A 21,932-nucleotide genomic window follows, 5' to 3' on the forward strand; every position below is an offset into this window, starting at 1 on the left:
CGTGCTGCAGTCGCCCCGGACGTCAGGACACGAACAGCGGCATGGGGCGTCGTTCGTGACGTTCGGCGAGGACGTCGAGCACGGGGTCGGACAGGTCGGCCAGACCGACGGCCGCCTGCGCCGCCACCCGCTCGCATTCGGGGCCGAGGTCGGTGATCATGATCGCGACGTCGGCGGGGTCGAGGGCCAACAGCCGTTGTCCGGCGGTCGCGGACCCGCTGACCGTGGTGTAGCCGAGTACCAGTGCGGTGTGGAAGCCGGACAAGCCCGATGCAGCTCCGACCGATCCACTGATCACCGGCAGATGTGTGGTCGGCGAATGTGCCGACCAGTCGGTGTCGGCCCACATGCGCCGGGCCAGGCGCGCCATCCCTCGGCCCTGCGCCAGCGATGCCTTGCGCGCCGCGGGCGACGGCGTGCGGGCGTCGGTCTCGAGCTGGGCGCTCGGGACGTCGAGAGTGCCGTCGGCAACCGCCGCAGCGATCGACGCCGACACCAGCCCGCTGGTGGTGAGCCGCCGGTACAGGAAGTCGGCCAGACCGGCGGCGGTGCGGATCATGCCGTCGGTGACTGCCTGCTCCACACCCCCGGAGTGCACGTGTCCGCCCACCGGCAGCCGTGAGTCGGCCAGGGCCAGCATCATCGCCAACGGCGACGACACTGCAGGCGACGACGACGGGAGCGGGCCACCCGGTTCGGTCCGTTCCGGAGGGACAGGAGGGTTCGGGGACGGTGACATGCGGCCGACTCAGAACAGGAAGTAGCGCTGGGCCATCGGCAGCTCGGACACCGGCTCGGAGTCCCACACCTCGCCGTCGATGCGGACGGTGAAGGTGTCCGGATCGACCTCGATACGCGGGGTGGCGTCGTTGAGCGGCATGTCGGCCTTGCCGATCGAGCGCGTGTTCTTGACCGGCTCGAGGCGTCGGCGGACACCGATCCGCTCGGCCAGATCCGGGTCGGCGCCCGGTGCGACGAAACTGATCGACGTGGCCGCGGCAACCGGTGCGGCGGCACCGAACATCGGACGCGGCAGCACCGGCTGCGGAGTGGGGATGGACGCATTGGCGTCGCCCATCTGGGCCCACGCGATCGCGCCACCCTTGATCACCAGGTCGGGTTTGACGCCGAAGAACGCCGGGTCCCACAGCACCAGGTCGGCCAGTTTGCCGACCTCGACCGAGCCGACCTCGTCGTCGAAGCCGTGGGCGATGGCCGGGCAGATCGTGTACTTGGCGACGTAGCGCTGTGCCCGGTTGTTGTCGGCGTGCGAGTCACCGGCGAGCGAGCCCCGCTTGCGTTTCATCACGTGCGCGGTCTGCCACGTGCGCAGCACGACCTCGCCGATCCGGCCCATCGCCTGCGCGTCGGAGCCGATCATCGAGATGGCGCCGAGATCGTGCAGCAGATCCTCCGCGGCGATGGTCGACGGCCGGATCCGACTCTCGGCGAAGGCGAGGTCCTCGGGCACCGTCGGGTTGAGGTGGTGACACACCATCAGCATGTCGAGGTGCTCGTCGAGGGTGTTCACCGTGTGCGGACGCGTCGGGTTGGTCGAGCTCGGCAGCACATTGGGCGCAGCGGCGACGGTGATGATGTCCGGTGCGTGGCCGCCGCCGGCACCCTCGGTGTGATACGCGTGGATGCTCCGCCCGGCGATCGCGCCCAGGGTGGACTCGACGAACCCCGTCTCGTTGAGGGTGTCGGAGTGCAACGCCACCTGGACGCCGGTCTCGTCGGCGACGCGCAGGCAGGCGTCGATCGCCGCGGGGGTGGAACCCCAGTCCTCGTGGAGTTTGAATCCCGATGCACCGGCCCGGATCTGCTCCCGCATGGCTTCGGCGCTGACCGTGTTGCCCTTGCCGAGGAGCGCGATGTTCATCGGCCAGTGATCGGTGGCCGCGAGGATCGACGCGAGGTGCCACGCACCGGGGGTGACGGTGGTGGCCTTGCTGCCCTCGGCGGGTCCGGTGCCGCCGCCGATCAGGGTGGTGATGCCGTTGCCGAGGGCCTCGTCCATGATCTGCGGACAGATGAAGTGGACGTGGCAGTCGATACCGCCGGCGGTGAGGATCTTGCCGTTACCGGCGATGATCTCGGTGGACGGGCCGATCACCAGGTCCGGGTGGATCCCGTTCATGGTGTCGGGGTTGCCGGCCTTGCCGAGGGCAACGATCCGCCCGTCGCGCAGTCCGACGTCGGCCTTGATGATGCCCCAGTGGTCGAGGACCACGACGCCGGTGATCACGGTGTCGGGGGCGCCGTCGGCGCGAGAGGCGCGGCTCTGCCCCATCGACTCGCGGATCACCTTGCCGCCGCCGAACACCGCCTCGTCGCCGGCCAGGCCGGGGCCGCCGCTGCGGTCCTCGGTGACCTCGATCAGCAGGTCGGTGTCGGCGAGCCGGATCAGGTCACCCGTGGTGGGTCCGAACAGCTGCGCGTATCGGTCGCGTCCCAGCGTTGCCATCGTCAGTCGATCCTTCCGGGAGCGTCGAGGGAGATGCCGTGCACCTCACGAGTACCGCCGAGCGGTACCAGGGTCACCGTCATCGCGATCCCCGGTTCGAAGCGCACCGCGGTGCCCGCGGCGATGTCGAGGCGGCGGCCGCGAGCGGCGGCGCGGTCGAAGTCGAGGGCGGGGTTCGACTGGGGGAAGTGCACGTGGCTGCCCACCTGCACCGGTCGGTCACCGGTGTTGACCACCGTGAGTTCGATGGTCTCGGCACCCTGGTTGAGTTCGATGGTGCCCTCGGCGGCGATCACCTCGCCCGGTATCACCGCCGACGTCTTCTCCGACATGTGGCCTTCTGTCCTTCTCGTCTGCTCGGCTGACTTGTGCGACTTCGGTTCGGCGGCGATCCGGTTCGGGGCGCCGCCGGTCACCCGATCGGGTTGTGCACGGTGACCAACTTGGTGCCGTCCGGGAAGGTCGCCTCGACCTGCACGTCGTGCAGCATCTCCGGGATACCGGGCATGACGTCGTCGCGGGTCAGGACCTCACGGCCACTGGTCATCAGTTCGGCCACCGATCGGCCGTCACGGGCACCCTCGAGGACGTGATCGGTGATCACCGCCACCGCCTCGGGGTGGTTGAGCTCGAGGCCGCGGGCCTGCCGACGGCGCGCCAGTTCGGCGGCGTAGGAGATCAGCAGACGTTCCTGTTCATGCGGCGACAGTCGCACCGGACCCTCTCTTCGTCATTCGACACGCAGACCCGGCACCAACACGGGTGCCGGGTCTGTCATCCTGCCACGGTCCGAGGGCCCCGGCGCGGCGAGCGACGAGCCGTGTCGGTCACCACGCGGCGGGATGTCAAGGAGTGATCAGCGCGCCTCCGCCGGCGGTGAGCTCGGCCAGCCGCGCCGCGGTGCAGGCCGGTCCGACCGTCTCCACCTCGGTCGCCGTGAACGCCCCGGCGGCCAGACCCCGGCGGATCACCCCGGCCAGCGACATCGCCGTGGCCGGCTCGTCGACGACGTCACCGGACTGCCGGTCAAAGTAGGACTGCAGTCTGCTCGCCGCGGTCGGCATGGCCGCGCGGAAGAACCCGGTGACCGCGAGCCATCGGGTGACCAGATGTCCCGGATGCATGTCCCAGCCCTGGTAGAAGCCACGCTGGAGGGAGCGGGTGACGAGTCGGTGGTGGCGGCGCACGGCACTGTCGATCTGCTCGGCGGTGCCCGTCGGCATCACCTGGGTGGAGCCGTCGCTGATCCACACCCCGGTCTGTGCAGCGGCCGCCTGCATGACGGCCTTGGCATGGTCGGCGACGGGATGTTCGAGCGATTGCTGCGCGGAGACGATGCCGCATGCTGCGCTGTAGTCGTAGGTCCCGTAGTGCAGCCCGACGACGCGTGGTGCCCCGCGGTGGATCGCCTCGGCCACCGTGGCCCGGCCGTCGGGCCCGAGGACCGCCTGCGGGATCTCGATCTGCAACTCCACCCGCAGCGAACCGTCGGCGACCCCGTGAACGCGTTCGAACTCGGCACAGATCAGGTTGACCGCGTCGATCTGGCGGGCATCACGCAGCTTCGGGACGGTCACCACGAAGCCGTCCGGGATCCCACCGGCCGCGTCGAGGACGAGCTCCAGCGTGCGCAGCCCACGGGCGCGTTCGACGGCCCCCAGCCCCTTCGCCCGCACACCGGCGATGCGCGGACTGTGGGGCCGGCGCGTCGTCCACGCGGCGAGGGTCTGCCCCGCCCGGCGGGCGTCGGCATCCTCCCGCTCGTCGCCGCGCCACCCGTAGCCGTCCTCGAGGTCGATCCGGAGATCCTCGATGGGATTGCCCAACAGTCGGGCGCGAACGATCGCGCGGACCTCGTCGTCGGCGAGGTCGGCGAAGGCGGGTGCGGTGTCGGCGAGCTCGAGCGCCGCCGCTCCCCAGCGCTGCGGGGTGTCGACGTCGGCGTCGGCGGCGCCGACGTAGACCGTGTGCACCGGCTGCGGTTCCGGGCGGTCGCCGGGGAACCAGTGATCGAGGTCGCTGTCGACGGGGCCCAGGACGTCCTCGATCGCCGCGCGCACCGCCGGCGTGAGTTCTCGCTCGGGGTCGACTCGGTCGGTCGTCACTCTGCCGGGGCCTCGAGATTCTGCAGACGAACCTGGCTGCGAGCGACCAGCCGACCGTCGTCACCGGTCATGTCGACCTGCCACAGCTGCTGTCGGCGACCCCGATGGATCGGGGTGGACCTGGCGGTGATCGTGCCCTCGGAGACCGAGCGCAGGAAGTCGGTGCTGTTGTTGACGCCCACGGCGTGCCCACCGATGCCGGTGTCCTGCAACCAATAGAACGCGCTCATGCTCGCCACCGACTCCGCGAGCGCGCAGTACACGCCTCCGTGGACGATGCCGAACGGCTGATGCAGCTTCGGATCGAGCTCGATGGTGGCGATCATCTCGTCGGCGTTCACCGACTGCACCACGGTGCCGAGTTCCGCATCGAAGCCCACGGTCCCCGAGGTCTTCACGAATTCATCTGTGTTCACTGCCATGCGACTAGCGTGACACGACCTGCGGCACGGAGACAGTCAAGGGCGGCAGGTGTCAGATCGGACTGCCACCTGTGGCGCACCGTTCGATCCAGGAGCAGGAAGGCCCAGAAAGGACCCGAGGGGAACCGATAGGCCCCATGTCCCGTTGGGGACATGGGGCCTATCGGTGCGTGGACCGGGGGTCTCTGCAGCCCTCAGGACTCTCGCGCGGTCCAACGAGGATTAATGTAGGCTAGCCTTACCAATCCTGTCAAGCAGGATGGGAATAGAACGACATAACTGCACGTCAGATACCACGAGAAGACACAACGACCCGGCACAGGAGCCGACCGCCACGCACGGAAGATGTGGCGGATGCGGCATCGAGGAGAATCGGCAGTAAAATGCGAAAGATGAACGGATTGGGAGACCTGGAGCGGGCAGTGATGGACACCCTGTGGGCCAGTCCGACCCCGCAGACGGTCCGCCAGGTCCATGCGACGTTGTCCGAGAGTCGATCTCTCGCCTACACCACCGTGATGACCGTGCTGCAGCGGTTGGCCAAGAAGAACCTGGTCACCCAGATCCGCGAGGATCGGGCACACACCTATGTCCCCACACACCCGCGCGAGGATCTCGTCGCGTCCTTGATGGTGGACGCGTTGAGCGAGGCAGACGCCCCGGGATCGCGGCATGCGGCACTCGTGTCGTTCGTCGGACGGGTCGGTGCCGACGAGGCCGCCGCACTTCGTCACGCACTCGATGAACTCGAAGCCGCACGCGGCGCCGCCGAAACCGGTTAGATTCACCATCAGAACCGGTTGAGTCCACGTCACCCCGACGGCACTCCCTGACAGCACACAGCCCGACCCGCCCACAGCCCGACCCCCGCGAGGACAGCCAACGATGACCGCCCTGCTATTCGGCATCCTGACCTTGCTGTTGGTCGGTCCTGTCGCCGAGGCACTGTCGCGGGCCGAGTGGCCGATCCGGGCCCCGCGCGCCGCGATGACCCTGTGGCAGGCGATCGCTCTCGCCGCGGTGCTCTCGGCGTTCAGCTGCGGTCTGGCCATCGCCGCCAATCTGCTCGCCCCGGGCAGTGACGGAACCCCGACGACGCATCCGCTGCACGAGATCGAGCGCCTGGGTCTCCCGCTGTGGTGTCTGTACGTCGGCGTCTTCGCACTCACCCTGCTGGTCGGGGCCCGACTGTTCTTCACCGTCATCCGCGTCGGTGTGCGCACCCGGGCGCGACGAGCCAACCATCGCCAGTTGATCGACATCCTGGACAACTGCGACCGCTCGGATCACTCCCATCCCCTGTTCGCACGCGACATCCGGATGCTCGGGGTCCAAGAGCCCCTGGCCTACTGTCTGCCCGGTCTGCGGCAGCGGGTGGTGCTGAGCGAAGGCGTCGTCGCCCGCCTGTCCCGCGACGAACTGATCGCGGTGATCGCCCACGAACGTGCCCACCTGCGCGCGCGGCACGATCTGGTTCTCGAGGCCTTCATCGCCCTGCACGAGGCATTCCCCCGATTCGTCCGGAGTCAGTCGGCGCTCGGGGCCGTGATACTGCTCGTCGAGGCCCTCGCCGACGACCAGGCCGTCCGGGCCACCGCGCCGACCACGCTCGGGCGCGCACTCGTCGCCTGTGCCGACGCCACCGCACCGCGGGGCGCGATGGCAGTTGGCGGCCCGACCACCCTGGCCCGGGTCCAACGCCTGCGCCACGACCGCCCGACCCGACTGCTCGCCGCCACCGCCTACACCGTCGCCGTGACGATCCTGGTGGTCCCGACCCTGGCCGTCGCGATCCCCTGGCTCACCGAGATCTCCCGCCTGCTCACCGGCCCATCGTGAGTGCGCGCTCATTCGAGCCGCCGACCCCGTGGGCGACCTGTCCCCGGGGCACCTCGATGTCGAGTACTCGCGCGTCAGCCCGACCCCATAGTCTTGTCCCATGACTACTGCCGCCTCGAGTTCCTCGACCGCAAAGGCCCAGATCGGCGTGACCGGACTGGCCGTCATGGGATCGAACATCGCCCGCAACTTCGCCCGACACGGCTATACCGTCGCACTGCACAACCGCAGTGTCGCCAAGACCGACGCCCTCCTCGCCGACCACGGTGACGAGGGCTCCTTCGTCCGTACCGAGAGCATCGCCGAGTTCATCGAGGCGCTCGAACGTCCGCGCCGTGTGCTGATCATGGTCAAGGCCGGCGACGCCACCGATGCGGTGATCAACGAGCTCGCCGATGCGATGGAGCCCGGCGACATCATCATCGACGGCGGCAACTCGCTGTACACCGACACGATCCGGCGCGAGAAGGCGATGGCCGAGCGCACCCTGCACTTCGTCGGCGCCGGCATCTCCGGTGGCGAGGAAGGCGCCCTCAACGGCCCGTCGATCATGCCCGGCGGCCCGGCCAAGTCCTACGAGTCGCTCGGCCCGCTGCTCGAGTCGATCTCGGCAAAGGTCGACGGCACCCCATGCTGCACCCACATCGGCCCGGACGGCAGCGGCCACTTCGTCAAGATGGTGCACAACGGCATCGAATACGCCGACATGCAGCTGATCGGCGAGGCCTACGACCTCATGCGGCGTGTCCTCGACCTTCCCGCCGCCGAGATCGGTGAGGTCTTCGCCGGCTGGAACACCGGCGATCTGGAGAGCTACCTCGTCGAGATCACCGCACAGGTCCTCGCACAGGTCGACGCCGAGACCGGCCAGCCGCTGGTGGACGTCGTCGTCGACGCCGCCGGCCAGAAGGGCACCGGACGCTGGACGGTGAAGTCCGCCCTCGACCTCGGCATCCCGGTCACCGGCATCGCCGAGGCCGTGTTCGCGCGCGCGCTGTCGAGCTCCACCGAGCAACGTGTCGCCGCGCGCGGACTGGCCGGAGGCACCCCGGGCACCGCGCCCACCGACAAGGCGACCTTCATCGACGACATCCGGGCCGCGCTGTATGCGTCCAAGGTGGTCGCCTACGCCCAGGGCTTCGACCAGATCGCCGCCGGGAGCGCCGAGTACGGCTGGGACGTCGACCCCGGCTCGCTGGCCACCATCTGGCGGGGCGGCTGCATCATCCGCGCCCAGTTCCTCAACCGCATCCGTGAGGCCTACGCCGAGAACCCGAAGCTCCCGAGCCTGCTCCTCGACCCCTACTTCCGCGAGGCCGTGGAGTCCGGTGTGGACAGCTGGCGTCGCGTGGTGGCCACCGCCACCACCATGGGCGTACCGGTACCGGCCTTCGCCTCGTCGTTGTCGTACTACGACGGCCTGCGGAGCGACCGTCTCCCGGCGGCGCTGACCCAGGGTCTGCGCGACTTCTTCGGCGCACACACCTACCAGCGTGTGGACAAGCCCGGCACGTTCCACACCCTCTGGAGCGGCGATCGCACCGAGGTCGAGCAGTAACGGTCCCCGGTGGGGCGTGGCCACCGACCGGCGGTGACCACGCCCCACCACGAACCCCAACCGACAGGAGCCCGACGCACCCGTGCGTTTCATCACCGGCCATCAACCCCCGCACGACCTCACATACAGTGACGTGTTCGTCGTACCGTCCCGGTCCGATGTCACCTCCAGGTTCGACGTCGACCTGTCCACGTCCGACGGGTCGGGGGCGACGATCCCGCTGGTCGCGGCCAACATGACGTCGGTGACCGGCAAGCGGATGGCCGAGACCCTGGCCCGCCGCGGAGGGCTGGCCGTTCTCCCCCAGGACCTGCCGCTGTCGGCCGTCGTGGAATCGATCGCCTTCGTCAAGTCCCGGCACCTCGTTGCCGACACCCCGGTCACGCTGACCCCCGAGGACTCGGTCTCCGATGCCCTGGCCCTGCTGCACAAGCGCGCCCACGGCGCCGCGGTGGTCGTCGACGGCGGCATCCCGATCGGTGTGGTCACCGAACAGGCCTGCGCCGACGTCGACCGCTTCGCCCGGGTGCGGGCGGTGCTGGATCCGGCGGTGATCGTCCTGCCCGTCGACACCGCGTCCCGCGACGTCTTCGACGCGCTCACCGATGTCCATCAGGATCTCGCGGTCCTCACCCACCCCGACGGCACCCTCGCGGGCGTCCTGACGCGCGTCGGGGCGCTCCGGCACGGTGTGTACCGACCCAATCTCGACGCCGACGGTCACCTGCGGATCGGCGCCGCGGTCGGCATCAACGGCGACGTCGCCACCAAGGCCCGCGGGCTCGTCGACGCCGGCGCCGACATCCTCGTCGTCGACACCGCCCACGGCCATCAGGACCGCATGCTGCGTGCGGTCGCCGCGGTCGCCGATGCCGATCTGGGGGTGCCCATCGTGGCCGGCAACGTGGTGTCGGCCGAGGGCACCCTCGATCTGATCGCGGTCGGCGCCACGATCGTCAAGGTGGGGGTGGGGCCGGGCGCGATGTGCACCACGCGGATGATGACCGGTGTCGGCCGGCCGCAGTTCTCCGCGGTCGCCGACTGCGCGGCCGCTGCACGCGAACACGGCGCGCACGTCTGGGCCGACGGCGGTGTTCGGCATCCCCGGGACGTGGCACTCGCCTTGGCCGCAGGGGCGTCGAACGTCATGATCGGCTCGTGGTTCGCCGGTACCTTCGAGTCCCCCGGCGACCTGATGCGTGATGCCCACGGCGAATACAAGGTGAGCTTCGGAATGGCCTCCAAGCGCGCGGTGGTCGCGCGGGCGTCGTCGGACACCGCCTATGACCGCGCCCGCAAGAGCCTGTTCGAGGAGGGCATCTCGTCGTCCCGCATCCCGCTCGATCCGGAACGTCCCAGCGTCGAGGACCTGGTGGACCACATCTGCTCCGGCGTCCGCAGCACCGCGACCTACACCGGCGCGCGCACTCTGGCCGAGCTGCACGATCGGGTGGTACTCGGTGTGCAGTCCCCGGCCGGATTCGCCGAGGGCCGTCCCCTCCCGGGTGGGTGGTGACCGCCCGATGGTGGAGATCGTTCTCTACATCGCCGGCCTGATCGGATTCGTCGCACTGACCCTGGGCACCGCCCTGTTCGTCGCTGCCGAGTTCTCTCTCACCGCGCTGGAACGGTCGGCCGTCGACGCCGACGTCACCGCACGCGGTGACCGGCGGTCCCGGATGGTCCAGCGGGCCCACCGGAGTTTGTCGTTCCAGCTGTCGGGCGCGCAGCTCGGCATCACCATCACCACCCTGATCACCGGTTATATCGCCGAACCGGTGCTGGCGAGTCTCATCACGCCGGGACTCGAGGCGATCGGTCTCGGCGCCTCCACCGCGGCCGGGATCTCGCTCGCGCTGGCCCTGATCATCGCGACGTCGTTGTCGATGGTGCTCGGTGAACTGGTGCCCAAGAACCTCGCGATCGCCCATCCGCTGGCCGCGGCTCGTGCGACGGCCGGCCCGATGACGATCTTCTCCACGGTGTTCACGCCGGTGATCAACGGACTCAACGGCACCGCGAACTGGGTGGTCCGGCGGATGGGCATAGAACCCGCCGAAGAGCTGCGGTCGGGTCGCTCCCCGCAGGAACTCGCGTCGCTGGTCCGCAACTCCGCACGGCAGGGTGCCATCGACGCCGACACCGCGACCCTCGTCGATCGGTCGCTGCGGTTCGGCGAACTGACCGCCGAGGACCTGATGACCCCGCGGGTGCGGGTGGAATCGCTCGACGTCGAGGACACCGTCCGCGATCTCGTCGTCACCTGCGCCCGCACCGGGCACTCCCGTTTCCCGGTGGTCGGCCACGGCGACCTCGACGAGTTGGTCGGCGTGGTGCACATCAAGCAGGCATTCACCGTCGCCCCGGACCGGCAGGCCACCACATCGGTCGCCGAGATCGCCCGTCCCGTGCCGAGGGTCCCCACCAGCCTCGACGGCGACGCCCTGATGGATCGCATCCGCGCCGACGGCATGCAGCTGTGCGTCGTCATCGACGAGTACGGCGGGGCCGCCGGCATCGTCACCACCGAGGACCTCATCGAGGAGATCCTCGGTGACGTGACCGACGAACACGACGACGAGTACCCGGACGTGCAGGTCGACGGCGACGGGTTCCTCTGCTCGGGCCTGCTGCGCACCGACGAGGTCGCCGAGGCCACCGGCTATCGAGCGCCCGACGGCTCCTACGACACCCTCGGTGGACTCGTGATGTTCGTCCTCGGCCGCATCCCGGAGGTCGGCGACACCGTCGACCTGCCGACCCGCACGCCGATCGACGTCACCGACGACGAGGAACCCGACGACACCGACTCCACCGACCCCGACGCCGAACGGCGCTGGCGGGCGACCGTCACCCGGATGGACGGCCGCCGCGTGGACGTGGTGTCCCTGCAGCCGGTCCCCGACGAGGATCCGACCGAAGGGGACCAGACCGACGAGGAGCCGGGCCGATGAGCGACGTCGGGGGTGTCGTCCTGACCGTGGCATTGCTCGCGGGCAATGCGTTCTTCGTCGGCGCCGAGTTCTCGCTGATCTCGGCACGCCGAGATCGGCTGGAGGCGCTGGCCGACGAAGGCAAGACCCGGGCCCGCACCGTGATCCACGCCGGTGAACACCTGTCGCTGATGCTCGCGGGGGCACAGCTGGGCATCACCATCTGTTCGATCCTGCTCGGCCGGGTCGGCGAACCGGCAGTGGCCCATCTCATCGAACGGCCGCTGCATCTGGCGCATCTGCCCGCCGGACTGCTGCACCCGGTGGCGTTCGCGATCGCGTTGAGCCTGGTCGCGGTGCTGCACATCCTGCTCGGTGAGATGGTCCCGAAGAACATCGCACTCGCCGGGCCGGAGCGTGCGGCGATGCTGATGGTGCCGGTGCATCTGGCGTTCATCAAGGTCGCGCGTCCACTGATCTCGTTCTACAACCTGCTGGCCAACCTCACCCTGCGGGCGCTGCGGGTGGAACCGAAGGACGAGCTGGACTCGACGGTGTCCCCGGTCGAGCTGGCCCAGATGCTCGGTGAGTCCCGCGAGGAAGGGTTGATCGACGCCGAGGAGCATGCCCGGCTGAACCGGGCGCTGCGGTCGGTGAACCGCACCGTGGCCGAGGTGCTGATCCCGCTCGACCGGATGCGCAGCGTCGACGTCGAACGCGACCCGGTGACCGGCGGCAGCGGCCCGAGTCTGGGTGCAGTGGAACGAGCGGTCACCGACACCGGCTTCTCCCGCTTCCCGGTCCGCGGACCGGACGGGACCTACACCGGCTATCTGCATCTCAAAGACGTGCTCGACGACATCCTCGACGAGACCATCGGACCGGATTCGATCATCGGGGTCGATCAGGTGCGGCCGCTGCCGGTGATCGCCGACGACACCCCACTCGACGAGGCCACCGGAACCCTGCGCCGCACCAGCTCGCATCTGGGTGCGGTGGTCGACGGCACCGGCCGGACCGTCGGGATCGTCGCCCTCGCCGACCTGGTCGAGGAGTTCGTCGGCACCGTCCGCGACGAGACACATCGAGTGGCCGAGTGACCACCACCGAACCGGTCGCCGTCACCGTCGACGACTGGACCGCCCGTCGCGCCGCCCACACCGACCGGGTCGAGCAGCTGATCGGCCCGTATCTGCAGGCCCGGCGCATCGGTGCCCGGCATCCGGTGCTGGACTTCCTGTTCACCTACTATTCGTCGCGCCCCTCACACATCCGGCGCTGGCACCCCGGATTCGGTGTGGTTCTCGCCGGCCCCGATACCGCGACCGCCGACTTCCTGCGCACCCGCGGGTATCACCGCATCGACGCCGGGGTCACCGTCGACCCGGCGTTCCTGGCGAGCCGGTCGCGGGCACTGACGACCACGTCCGCCCTGCTCTCGGCGACGGCGGGACGCACCCCGCGACTGGGCTGTTTCGGGTTGCACGAGTGGGCGATGGTCTACCACACCGACGAGACCCGCCACGACCTCCCGCTCCGGCTCGGAGCGGCCGGAACCGACGCCGTGGTGGAATCGATGCCGCTGCGCTGCACACACTTCGACGCATTCCGGTTCTTCACCGACGACGCCCGACCCCGCAACGAACTGGACCTGACGCCCGCCGACCGACTCCGGCGTGATCAGCCCGGCTGCCTGCATGCCACAATGGACCTGTACCGGGCGTGTTTCACACTGACACCCCTACTGGATGCGTCCCTCACCCTGGACGCGTTCGAGTTGGCCCGCGACGCCCGAGACCTCGACATGCGCGCCAGCCCCTATGACCTGCGGAAACTCGGTTACGAACCGGTTCCGGTGGAGACGTCGGCGGGCCGCGCCCGCTACGTCCGCGAACAGTCCGCGCTCGCCGAGCGCGGCACTCGCCTCCGTGCGGAGATCCTGCACCGGATCACCCAGCTCACCGCGGTCGTCCACGACCCGCCCGCCCGCTGAGGGAAGACCCTCCCGGCGAGTAACATGGACGGCTGCCAGACCCATCACGGGTTCCGTGACCGGCGACGATGCCCTTCGGGGTGGTGTGCCCGGCGCCACGAACCCACGTAGAAAGGCTCACATGTCCGACCGGATCACCGTCGACGGCTTGCAGATCGCCCCCGTGCTCTACGACTTCATCAACGACGAGGCGCTGCCCGGCACCGGTGTAGACAAAGATGCTTTCTGGTCGGGTGCCGCCGCCGTCATCAAAGACCTGGCCCCCAAGAACAAGGCGCTGCTGACCGTCCGCGACGAACTCCAGACCAAGGTCGACGAGTGGCACCGTGCGCACGACGGCGCCGACTTCGGCGATCCCGCGGTGTGCGCCGAGTACAAGTCGTTCCTCACCGAGATCGGCTACCTGGTGCCGGTTCCCGAGGACTTCCAGATCGGCACCCAGAACGTCGATTCCGAGATCGCCGAGACCGCCGGCCCGCAGCTCGTGGTGCCGATCCTGAACGCACGCTTCGCACTCAACGCGTCCAACGCCCGCTGGGGTTCGCTGTACGACGCCCTCTACGGCACCGACGTCATCCCCGAGACCGACGGCGCGGAGAAGGGACGCTCGTACAACAAGGTCCGCGGCGACAAGGTCATCGCCTATGCGAAGGACTTCCTGGACAAGGCCGTGCCGCTGGAGTCGGGCAGCTACACCGACGTCACCGGTTTCGCCGTCGTCGACGGCACCCTGCAGGTGAGCGTGACCGGTGGCACCACCGTCGCCCTCGCCGACCCGTCGGTGTTCGCCGGGTACCGGGGTGAGCCGGCCTCGCCGAGCTCGGTGCTGCTGCGCCACAACGGGCTCCACCTCGACATCGAGATCGACCCGACGTCGCCGATCGGTTCGACCGATCCGGCCGGCATCAAGGATGTCGTGATGGAGTCGGCGATCACCACGATCATGGACTTCGAGGACTCGGTCGCCGCGGTCGACGCCGACGACAAGGTGCTCGGCTACCGCAACTGGCTGGGCCTGAACAAGGGTGATCTGGCCGAAGAGGTCAGCAAGGGCGGCAAGACCTTCACCCGCACCCTCAACGCCAACCGCGTCTACACCGCCGCCGACGGCGCCGAGTTCGACCTGCACGGCCGGTCTCTGCTGTTCGTCCGCAACGTCGGTCACCTGATGACCAACCCGGCCATCCTGGACGCCGAGGGCAACGAGATCCCCGAGGGCATCATCGACGCCCTGGTCACCTCGCTGGCCGGTATGCACGGGCTGGCCGCCGCGGGCGCCGAGGCCAGTGGCCTGGGAGTCGCAACGGAGGGTCTGCAGAACTCGCGCACCGGCTCGATCTACATCGTCAAGCCCAAGATGCACGGCCCCGACGAGGTCGCGTTCACCGCCGAGCTGTTCGGTCGGGTCGAGAAGGTGCTCGGTCTGCCGGAGAACACCCTCAAGGTGGGCATCATGGACGAGGAGCGCCGCACCACGGTGAACCTCAAGGCCGCGATCAAGGCCGCGACCGACCGTGTGGTGTTCATCAACACCGGCTTCCTCGACCGCACCGGCGACGAGATCCACACCTCCATGGAGGCCGGGGCGATGTGCCGCAAGGGTGCGATGAAGCAGCAGAAGTGGATCGCCGCCTATGAGGACTTCAACGTCGACACCGGCCTGGCGGCCGGTCTGCAGCACAAGGCGCAGATCGGTAAGGGCATGTGGGCGATGACCGATCTCATGGCCGACATGGTCGAGCAGAAGATCGGCCAGCCGCGCGCCGGCGCCACCACCGCGTGGGTGCCGTCGCCGACCGCAGCCACCCTGCACGCCACGCACTACCACCTGGTGGACGTGTTCGAGCGCCAGGACGAGATCGCCAAGCGCAAGCCCGCCTCGGTCGACGACATCCTGACCATCCCGCTGGCCGCCTCGACCGACTGGTCCGATGCCGAGAAGCAGGAGGAGCTCGACAACAACTGCCAGTCGATCCTCGGCTACGTGGTGCGCTGGATCGATCACGGCGTCGGCTGCTCGAAGGTGCCCGACATCCACGACATCGCGCTGATGGAGGACCGGGCCACCCTGCGTATCTCCAGCCAGCTGCTGGCCAATTGGATTCGCCACGGCATCGTCACCGAGGATCAGGTGGTCGAGGCGCTCAAGCGGATGGCACCGGTGGTGGACCGGCAGAATGCCGGCGACGCCGAGTACCGGCCGATGGCCCCCGATTTCGACACCAACATCGCGTGGCAGGCCGCCAAGGAGCTCATCCTGAACGGCACGACTCAGCCCAGTGGTTACACTGAGCCGATCCTTCATCGTCGCCGCCGCGAGTTCAAGGCCGCGGCCCAGGCATGAGGTGACGATCGCCGGTCCGTGTACGGGTACCGCCCGGGCACGGACCGGCGATCGTGTGTAACCGCACGCTAACGGAGGGGCCGGGTGGCACATCATCGCGTCGCCGATGGCAAGAATTCTCTTCGCCGTCGGGGGGTGAGCAGGGGGCTCGTCTTCATGCTGCTCGCCGTACTGCTCGTCGCCTCCAGCGTCGTGGTGTGGCTCCAGGTCGGCGATCACGTCGGCCGCGAGGGCGACGCCGCAGCCGCCTCCTGCGGGAAGGGGGCCGCGACGGTGGCGATCATCGCCGACCCCGACATCGCCGAGGGCCTCTCGGCGATCGCGAAGTCCTACTCCGAGACCCACCCGGTGATCCGCGATCACTGCATCACGATCGCCGTCCGCCCGGGCGACGCCAAGATCACCCTCGAGGGCCTCGCCGGCACCTGGGATCCGCAGGCCAACGGCCAGTATCCGGCGGCGTGGATACCGCAGTCGTCGGTGTGGGCGGCGGATCTGGTCACCGCGAGACCATCGGTCGTCGACGGCACCCCGGAGTCGCTGGTCACCTCACCGGTGGTGCTGGCCACCTCTCCCGAACTCGGTGCGCAGCTCACCGGGAAGCTCGACTGGGCGCAACTGCCCACCCTCGCCCGCCGCGACGACTCGCTGACCGAGTTCGGTCTGCGCGGCTGGGGTTCGCTGCGGATGGCGATGCCGACCGGTGCCCAGTCGGACGCCTCGGCGCTCGCCGCGCAGGCGGTCGCGATGCGGATCACCCGGACCACGGGGGTGCTGACCGCCGTCGACGCGTCGTCGAAGGGTGTCGCCGCGGGTATCGGTGCGCTCACCGAGGCCGCGCCCCGGTCACCGGACGGCACCCCGGTCGGGGCTGCCACTGCGATCGCCGACGCCGCCGACGCCAAGGCGGCCCCCATCCACGCGGTCCCGATCACCGAGCAGCGCCTGTTCCAGCTGACCAAGGCCGACACCACCGCGAAACTCGCCGAGGTCCTGCCATCGGGTCCGACGCCGCTGGCCGACTACCCGTTCCTGAAGCTCACCGGTGACCAGGTACCGGAGTATGCGGCCACCGCGGTCGCCGACTTCTTCCGGTTCGCCGAGGAGCCCGATCACCTCGCCGTGCTGACCGCACTCGGATTCCGCGGTGACGCCCCGATGCCGGTGAAGACCCCGACCGTGACCTTCCCGGTGACGCCCAATCCGATGGCCAGCCCGGAGACCGCCGCGGTCGTCGACATCAACCGGCTGGTGTTCGGCCCCGCGAGCTGACCGCCCGCCGGACCACTCGGCGCACAAGGGCACCGTCGGACACCTCCGGCACGTGCGGACATGAGAATGTGCGGACATGAGAATGTGCGGACACGAGAGTGGCCCCGTGGATTCCTCCCGGGGCCACTCTCGTCGTCTCAGCCGCGACCGATACCGGGCGTCACTCGGCGAATGCCTCGATCGGCGGGCAGCTGCACACCAGGTTGCGATCGCCGTAGGTGCCGTCGATCCGACGCACCGACGGCCACACCTTGGCCCGGGCACCGGCCGACGGCAGACCCTGCGGATACACCGCGACCTCGCGAGAGTAGGCGTGATCCCACTCCCCGACCAGGCATTCCGCGGTGTGCGGGGCACCGTGCAGCGGGTTGTCGTCGGCGGGCCACGTGCCCTTGGCGACCTCGTCGATCTCGGCGCGGATGGAGATCATCGCGTCGCAGAAGGCGTCCAGTTCGTCGAGGTTCTCGCTCTCGGTGGGCTCCACCATCAACGTTCCGGCCACCGGGAAACTCATCGTAGGTGCGTGGAATCCGTAGTCGGCCAACCGCTTTGCCACGTCGTCGACGGTGACGCCGGTGGCCTTGGTGAGCCCGCGCAGGTCGAGGATGCACTCGTGGGCCACCCACCCATCGCCGTCGGTGCCGCTCTCGACGCCCTCGTGTCCGGTGTAGAGCACCGGGAAGTACTCGCCGAGGCGGCGGGCGATGTAGTTGGCCGAGGCGATCGCGGTGAGGGTGGCCCGCCGCAGTCCCTGGGCCCCCATCATCGCGATATAGGCATAGGTGATCGGCAGGATCGACGCGGAGCCGTAGGGTGCCGCGGAGATGGTGATGTCGCCGGACAGTTCCGGGGCGAGCGGATGCCCGGGCAGGAACGGGGCGAGGTGGCTGCGTACCGCCACCGGGCCGACGCCGGGGCCGCCCCCACCGTGCGGGATGCAGAAGGTCTTGTGCAGATTCAGGTGGCTGACGTCGCCGCCGAAGCGGCCCGGTCGCGCCACCCCGACGAGGGCGTTGAGGTTGGCACCGTCGACGTAGACCTGTCCGCCGGCATCGTGCACGGCCGCGCAGATGTCGCGGATGTCGTGCTCGAAGACGCCGTGGGTGGACGGGTAGGTGATCATGATCGCGGCCAGTCGCCCGCCGTGGTCGGCGATCTTGGCGCGCAGGTCGTCGACGTCGACGTCACCGTTCTCTCGGCAGCCGACCACCACCACGCGCATCCCGGCCATCGCCGCCGACGCCGCGTTGGTGCCGTGTGCACTGGACGGGATCAGGCAGACATCGCGCCGGCTGTCGCCGCGGCTGTGGTGGTAATGACGGATGGCCAGCAGGCCGGCGTACTCGCCCTGGGATCCGGCGTTGGGCTGCAGACTGATCCGGTCGTAGCCGGTGATGGTCACCAGCCACGACTCGACCCGCGCGATCATCTCGCGGATGCCTGCGGTGTCCTCGGCGGGTGCGAAGGGATGCAATCCGGCGAACTCGCGCCACGTGATGGGTTCCATCTCGGCGGTGGCGTTGAGCTTCATGGTGCACGAGCCGAGCGGGATCATGCTGCGGTCGAGCGCGATGTCCTTGTCGGACAAGGCCCGAAGGTATCGGAGCATCGACGTCTCGGTGCGGTACCGGTTGAACGCGGGGTGCGTCAGGTACTCACTCGCGCGGGTCTCGATGGGCTGTGCGAACTCCTTGGGCACCACGCCGGCGGCACTGAACGCCCCGAGCAGCGCGTCGATGTCGGCGGGGGTGGTGGTCTCGTCGCATGCGATGTGCAGCGTGTCCTCGTCGACCTGCCACAGGTTGAATCCGGCTCGTCGTGCGGCGGTCACGTAGTGGGTGGCTCGGCCTTCGGTGCGCACCGTGATGGTGTCGAAGAAGGTGGCCGACTTCACCGCGAAACCGGCAGCGGTGAGGCTGTTGGCCAGCAGCGCCGCACGGTCGTGGACGCGGCGTGCGATGGCGCGCAGCCCGGCCGGGCCGTGGTAGGCGGCGTACATCGCGGCGATGATCGCCAGCAGCACCTGCGCGGTACAGATGTTGCTCGTGGCCTTCTCGCGGCGGATGTGCTGTTCCCGGGTCTGCAGGGCCAGTCGGTAGGCGAGGTTGTCGTCGACGTCCTTGGACACACCGACCAGGCGGCCGGGCATCTGCCGGGCGTGCTTGGTGTGCACGGCCAGGTAGCCGGCGTGCGGTCCCCCGAAGCCCATCGGCACACCGAACCGCTGCGAGGTGCCGAAGGCGATGTCGGCACCCTGTTCACCGGGCGGGGTGATCAGGGTCAGCGCGAGCAGATCGGCACCCACCGCGACGAGCGCACCGGCCGCGTGTGCCGCCTCGACGACGGGCGCGACGTCGAGGATGCGTCCCGAGGCGCCGGGGGTCTGCATGATCACGCCGAAGTACTCGCCGTCCGGCAGACCGGTACCGGGAAGACCGGGGTGCAGTGCCGCCTCGACGATCTCGATGCCGAGCGGCTCGGCGCGGGTCTCGATGAGTGCGCGGGTCTGGGGGAAGAGGTCGGCGTCGACGACGAGGCGCGCCGATGTGGACTTGCCCGCCCGTCGCATGAGGGTCATGGCCTCTGCGGCGGCGGTGGCCTCGTCGAGCATCGACGCATTGGCGATCTCGAGTCCGGTGAGATCGGCGATCATGGTCTGGAAGTTCAGCAGTGCCTCGAGGCGACCCTGGCTGATCTCGGGCTGGTACGGCGTGTAGGCGGTGTACCAGGCGGGGTTCTCCAGCACGTTGCGGAGGATGACCGGCGGGGTCAGCGTGTCGTAGTAGCCGAGGCCGATCATGGAGCGGCGCACCGTGTTCCGCGATGCGAGCTCGGCGAGTTCGGCGAGCACCCCGTGTTCGGTGCGCGGTGCGGGCAGTGCCGACAACCCGGTGTCGGCAGGATCGTCGGCGATCACCGCGGGGACGACGCGGGCGGCGAGCTCGTCGAGGGACGCCACCCCGAGGGTCGAGAGGATCCGTGCGGTCTCGTCGGCGTCGGGCCCGACATGGCGGTCGACGAACGCGACGGAGTCGACGGTCGGGGAACCCGACGAGGGGGATCCGGGGATCAGGGACATGGGGCGCGACCTCTCGCAGGATCCGTGCATCCACGGATCGGGCTCGTCCTCCCCCTCTGTCATGCCATCGGATCGTGATCCGATCGGCGCCTGAGAGATTCGGTGCGCGTGTCGTCGGCGACACACGCACCTTTCACCGTGGGCGGACGAGCTCACTCGTCACTTTCCAGAGACGCCGTCGACACCACGGTCCTGGGTGCCTGAGAGTTTGACGAGGAGGTGTTGCTCCTTCGGCGGCCGCCCGGCCGGGACGCGAGTTCCCGGCGGCGACGCTCTCCCGCAGTGCAGCGACGCACTCGTGATTCTACCGTTCGATAGGCCGATCTCGATCATCGTCGGCGCCGAGTGTGTCCGGCGCTACATCTCCGAACGCGCCGATCCCGGGCGAGAAGCTAGCCGGTGCGACGGGTGCGGTTCTTCCGGCGGGCGGCGAGTTCGTCCTCGGGAGCGGATTCGGTGACACCGCCGTCGGCACGCTCACCGGGGAAATCAGAGATCGTGCCGGTCAGCTCACGCATCGCTCCGCTGACCGCTATCCCAAAAACCCCCTGCCCTCCCTGCAAGAGGTCGACGACCTCTTCGGCCGAAGTGCACTCGTAGACGGTGGTCCCGTCCGAGAACAGGGTGATCCGGGCGAGGTCCTCGACGCCGCGCTTGCGCAGGTGGTCGACGGCGACGCGGATGTTCTGCAACGAGATCCCGGTGTCGAGCAGGCGCTTGACGATCTTCAGGACCAGGATGTCCTTGAAGGAGTACAGCCGCTGGCTGCCGGAACCGGCCGCGCCCCGGATGGACGGGACGACCAGTGAGGTGCGGGCCCAGTAGTCGAGCTGACGGTAGGTGATGCCCGCGATCTGGCAGGCACTCGGCCCGCGGTACCCGACGAGCTCGTCGGGGACGGTGTCGTTGGGAAACAGCCCGGGAATGATCTCCTCGAGGGTCCCCTGGGTCGCCGTTCGTTGCGGTCCGTCGTGGTCCTCGGACTTCGCATCGTCGTCAAACGGCTGATCGCCCACTGCAGACTCCTCGCCACCTCTTGACCGACCCGACGCGCACGTCGTCCGTCGGCCACTGTTCGTGGTCAAGGGTACGCGCTCCCGGGCTGGTTCATGTCCTTGTCGTCGCGGTGGTCCGCCGACGATCGACTGCGACGGTATTCGGCCGACGGGGCGGGATCAACGCGACACACCCAAACCCTCAACCTCAACTCGAGCTAATGCCGAATCGTTATCAACCCGGTGGAGCCAAGCGCGCGGCTCGGGTCTGGACCGAGGAGCGACGCCGCGAGCCTGTCAGCGTCGCCGCGACGAGGGAAGACCCGAGCGTTGAGGGCGCGCAGGCGTCCGCCGGACTATCAAGCACCGGCTCGCCGGACAATCAAACTCCGGCTCCACGAAGCGGTCGAGCACCTTCACACAAAGTCGTCCGGGGAGACGTTGTCGAGGAATTCCTTGAACTTCTCGACTTCGTCTTCTTTCTCGTCCGGGGTCTCGCTCTCTTCCTCGTCGGGGATGAGCAGACCGGCTTCGGCGAGGACCTCCTCGTCGGCGGTGATGGGGACCTCGGCGCGCATGGCGACGGCGATCGAGTCCGATGGCCGTGCCGAGATCCGCAGATCGTTGGCGAAGATCATCTCGGCGTAGAAGGTGCCCTCTTGCATGTCGACGATGCGGACCTCGACGAGGGTCTGACCGAATTCCTCGATCAGGTTGACGATCAGATCGTGCGTGAGGGGCCGCGGCGGTTCGATCCCCTTCTGCCGCAAGGCGATCGACGCGGCTTCACTTTGTCCGATCCAGATGGGGAGGTAGCGTGCACCGTCCACCTCACGCAGCAGCAGGACCGGCTGACTCTGGGGCGGTTCGACCCGAATGCCGACCACGCGCATCTCGCTCATCAAGCACCTCCAGGGACGTCAGA

The 21,932-nt window shown here is 68.9% G+C and carries 18 protein-coding genes and 1 riboswitch; of the genes, 9 read left to right on the forward strand and 9 right to left on the reverse strand.

Going from position 1 to position 21,932, the window contains the following annotated elements; translation table 11 throughout:
- Window positions 1–22: 22 nt before the first annotated feature.
- From ACWDUA_RS17960 to ACWDUA_RS17985, 6 genes are all read right to left on the reverse strand, one after another.
- The gene (locus tag ACWDUA_RS17960; protein WP_449752434.1) at window positions 23–643 is read right to left on the reverse strand and encodes an urease accessory protein UreF; all 621 of its coding nucleotides are present in this window, start codon (window positions 641–643) and stop codon (window positions 23–25) included.
- A 105-nt stretch (window positions 644–748) separates the two neighbouring features.
- A complete protein-coding gene (locus ACWDUA_RS17965; protein ID WP_449752364.1) occupies window positions 749–2,467 on the reverse strand; it encodes an urease subunit alpha in 1,719 nt (572 codons plus the stop codon).
- Between the two features lie 2 nt (window positions 2,468–2,469).
- Window positions 2,470–2,799 carry an urease subunit beta gene (locus tag ACWDUA_RS17970; protein ID WP_449752365.1) on the reverse strand — a complete coding sequence of 110 codons (330 nt, stop codon included), beginning with the start codon at window positions 2,797–2,799 and terminating at the stop codon, window positions 2,470–2,472.
- Between the two features lie 80 nt (window positions 2,800–2,879).
- Window positions 2,880–3,182: an urease subunit gamma gene (locus ACWDUA_RS17975; RefSeq protein WP_449752366.1), complete on the reverse strand. Its 303-nt coding sequence runs from the start codon at window positions 3,180–3,182 to the stop codon at window positions 2,880–2,882.
- A 130-nt stretch (window positions 3,183–3,312) separates the two neighbouring features.
- Complete coding sequence (locus ACWDUA_RS17980) at window positions 3,313–4,572, reverse strand: DUF6986 family protein (RefSeq protein ID WP_449752367.1); 1,260 nt, start codon at window positions 4,570–4,572, stop codon at window positions 3,313–3,315.
- Window positions 4,569–4,994 carry a PaaI family thioesterase gene (locus ACWDUA_RS17985; protein ID WP_449752368.1) on the reverse strand — a complete coding sequence of 142 codons (426 nt, stop codon included), beginning with the start codon at window positions 4,992–4,994 and terminating at the stop codon, window positions 4,569–4,571. The genes ACWDUA_RS17980 and ACWDUA_RS17985 overlap by 4 nt, the downstream gene beginning before the upstream one ends.
- Window positions 4,995–5,377: 383 nt before the next feature.
- On the opposite strand from ACWDUA_RS17985, the gene ACWDUA_RS17990 reads away from it, so the two are divergent.
- The 9 genes from ACWDUA_RS17990 to ACWDUA_RS18030 all read left to right on the forward strand — a co-directional run bounded on the left by ACWDUA_RS17990 (window position 5,378) and on the right by ACWDUA_RS18030 (window position 16,933).
- On the forward strand, window positions 5,378–5,776 hold the full coding sequence (locus tag ACWDUA_RS17990; protein WP_449752369.1) for a BlaI/MecI/CopY family transcriptional regulator: 399 nt from the start codon (window positions 5,378–5,380) through the stop codon (window positions 5,774–5,776).
- 103 nt (window positions 5,777–5,879) lie between these two features.
- Window positions 5,880–6,833 carry a M56 family metallopeptidase gene (locus tag ACWDUA_RS17995; protein ID WP_449752370.1) on the forward strand — a complete coding sequence of 318 codons (954 nt, stop codon included), beginning with the start codon at window positions 5,880–5,882 and terminating at the stop codon, window positions 6,831–6,833.
- 100 nt (window positions 6,834–6,933) lie between these two features.
- The gene (gndA, locus tag ACWDUA_RS18000) at window positions 6,934–8,391 is read left to right on the forward strand and encodes an NADP-dependent phosphogluconate dehydrogenase (RefSeq protein ID WP_449752371.1); all 1,458 of its coding nucleotides are present in this window, start codon (window positions 6,934–6,936) and stop codon (window positions 8,389–8,391) included.
- Window positions 8,392–8,473: 82 nt separating this feature from the next.
- Complete coding sequence (guaB1, locus tag ACWDUA_RS18005; protein WP_449752372.1) at window positions 8,474–9,907, forward strand: GMP reductase; 1,434 nt, start codon at window positions 8,474–8,476, stop codon at window positions 9,905–9,907.
- Between the two features lie 10 nt (window positions 9,908–9,917).
- A complete protein-coding gene (locus ACWDUA_RS18010) occupies window positions 9,918–11,345 on the forward strand; it encodes a hemolysin family protein (protein WP_449752435.1) in 1,428 nt (475 codons plus the stop codon).
- Complete coding sequence (locus ACWDUA_RS18015; protein ID WP_449752373.1) at window positions 11,342–12,424, forward strand: hemolysin family protein; 1,083 nt, start codon at window positions 11,342–11,344, stop codon at window positions 12,422–12,424. Before ACWDUA_RS18010 ends, ACWDUA_RS18015 begins: the two co-directional genes overlap by 4 nt.
- Window positions 12,421–13,317, forward strand: a complete 897-nt coding sequence (locus tag ACWDUA_RS18020; protein ID WP_449752374.1) for a 3-methyladenine DNA glycosylase — start codon at window positions 12,421–12,423, stop codon at window positions 13,315–13,317. Before ACWDUA_RS18015 ends, ACWDUA_RS18020 begins: the two co-directional genes overlap by 4 nt.
- Before the next feature lie 121 nt (window positions 13,318–13,438).
- The gene (locus ACWDUA_RS18025) at window positions 13,439–15,661 is read left to right on the forward strand and encodes a malate synthase G (protein WP_449752375.1); all 2,223 of its coding nucleotides are present in this window, start codon (window positions 13,439–13,441) and stop codon (window positions 15,659–15,661) included.
- Between the two features lie 84 nt (window positions 15,662–15,745).
- The gene (locus tag ACWDUA_RS18030) at window positions 15,746–16,933 is read left to right on the forward strand and encodes a hypothetical protein (RefSeq protein WP_449752376.1); all 1,188 of its coding nucleotides are present in this window, start codon (window positions 15,746–15,748) and stop codon (window positions 16,931–16,933) included.
- A gap of 160 nt (window positions 16,934–17,093) precedes the next feature.
- Here ACWDUA_RS18030 and gcvP read toward each other — a convergent pair whose 3' ends face one another.
- The 3 genes from gcvP to ACWDUA_RS18045 form a co-directional block, all read right to left on the reverse strand.
- On the reverse strand, window positions 17,094–20,012 hold the full coding sequence (gene gcvP, locus ACWDUA_RS18035; protein ID WP_449752377.1) for an aminomethyl-transferring glycine dehydrogenase: 2,919 nt from the start codon (window positions 20,010–20,012) through the stop codon (window positions 17,094–17,096).
- 177 nt (window positions 20,013–20,189) lie between these two features.
- A riboswitch (glycine riboswitch) is annotated at window positions 20,190–20,302 on the reverse strand.
- Between the two features lie 102 nt (window positions 20,303–20,404).
- Complete coding sequence (locus ACWDUA_RS18040) at window positions 20,405–21,028, reverse strand: MerR family transcriptional regulator (protein WP_449752378.1); 624 nt, start codon at window positions 21,026–21,028, stop codon at window positions 20,405–20,407.
- A gap of 395 nt (window positions 21,029–21,423) precedes the next feature.
- Window positions 21,424–21,909, reverse strand: coding sequence for a bifunctional nuclease family protein (locus ACWDUA_RS18045; protein ID WP_449752379.1), 486 nt, complete (start codon window positions 21,907–21,909; stop codon window positions 21,424–21,426).
- Window positions 21,910–21,932: the final 23 nt, after the last annotated feature.

The sequence above is a fragment of the Gordonia sp. NPDC003376 genome (assembly GCF_053589235.1).

Bases quoted from the DNA above. Each gene is read 5' to 3' on its own strand.
- ACWDUA_RS17960 (WP_449752434.1), bottom strand. From the start codon at position 643: ATGATGCTGGCCCTGGCCGACTCACGGCTGCCGGTGGGCGGACACGTG.
- ACWDUA_RS17965 (WP_449752364.1), bottom strand. From the start codon at position 2,467: ATGGCAACGCTGGGACGCGACCGATACGCGCAGCTGTTCGGACCCACC.
- ACWDUA_RS17970 (WP_449752365.1), bottom strand. From the start codon at position 2,799: ATGTCGGAGAAGACGTCGGCGGTGATACCGGGCGAGGTGATCGCCGCC.
- ACWDUA_RS17985 (WP_449752368.1), bottom strand. From the start codon at position 4,994: ATGGCAGTGAACACAGATGAATTCGTGAAGACCTCGGGGACCGTGGGC.
- ACWDUA_RS17990 (WP_449752369.1), top strand. From the start codon at position 5,378: ATGCGAAAGATGAACGGATTGGGAGACCTGGAGCGGGCAGTGATGGAC.
- ACWDUA_RS17995 (WP_449752370.1), top strand. From the start codon at position 5,880: ATGACCGCCCTGCTATTCGGCATCCTGACCTTGCTGTTGGTCGGTCCT.
- gndA (WP_449752371.1), top strand. From the start codon at position 6,934: ATGACTACTGCCGCCTCGAGTTCCTCGACCGCAAAGGCCCAGATCGGC.
- ACWDUA_RS18015 (WP_449752373.1), top strand. From the start codon at position 11,342: ATGAGCGACGTCGGGGGTGTCGTCCTGACCGTGGCATTGCTCGCGGGC.
- ACWDUA_RS18025 (WP_449752375.1), top strand. From the start codon at position 13,439: ATGTCCGACCGGATCACCGTCGACGGCTTGCAGATCGCCCCCGTGCTC.
- gcvP (WP_449752377.1), bottom strand. From the start codon at position 20,012: ATGTCCCTGATCCCCGGATCCCCCTCGTCGGGTTCCCCGACCGTCGAC.
- ACWDUA_RS18045 (WP_449752379.1), bottom strand. From the start codon at position 21,909: ATGAGCGAGATGCGCGTGGTCGGCATTCGGGTCGAACCGCCCCAGAGT.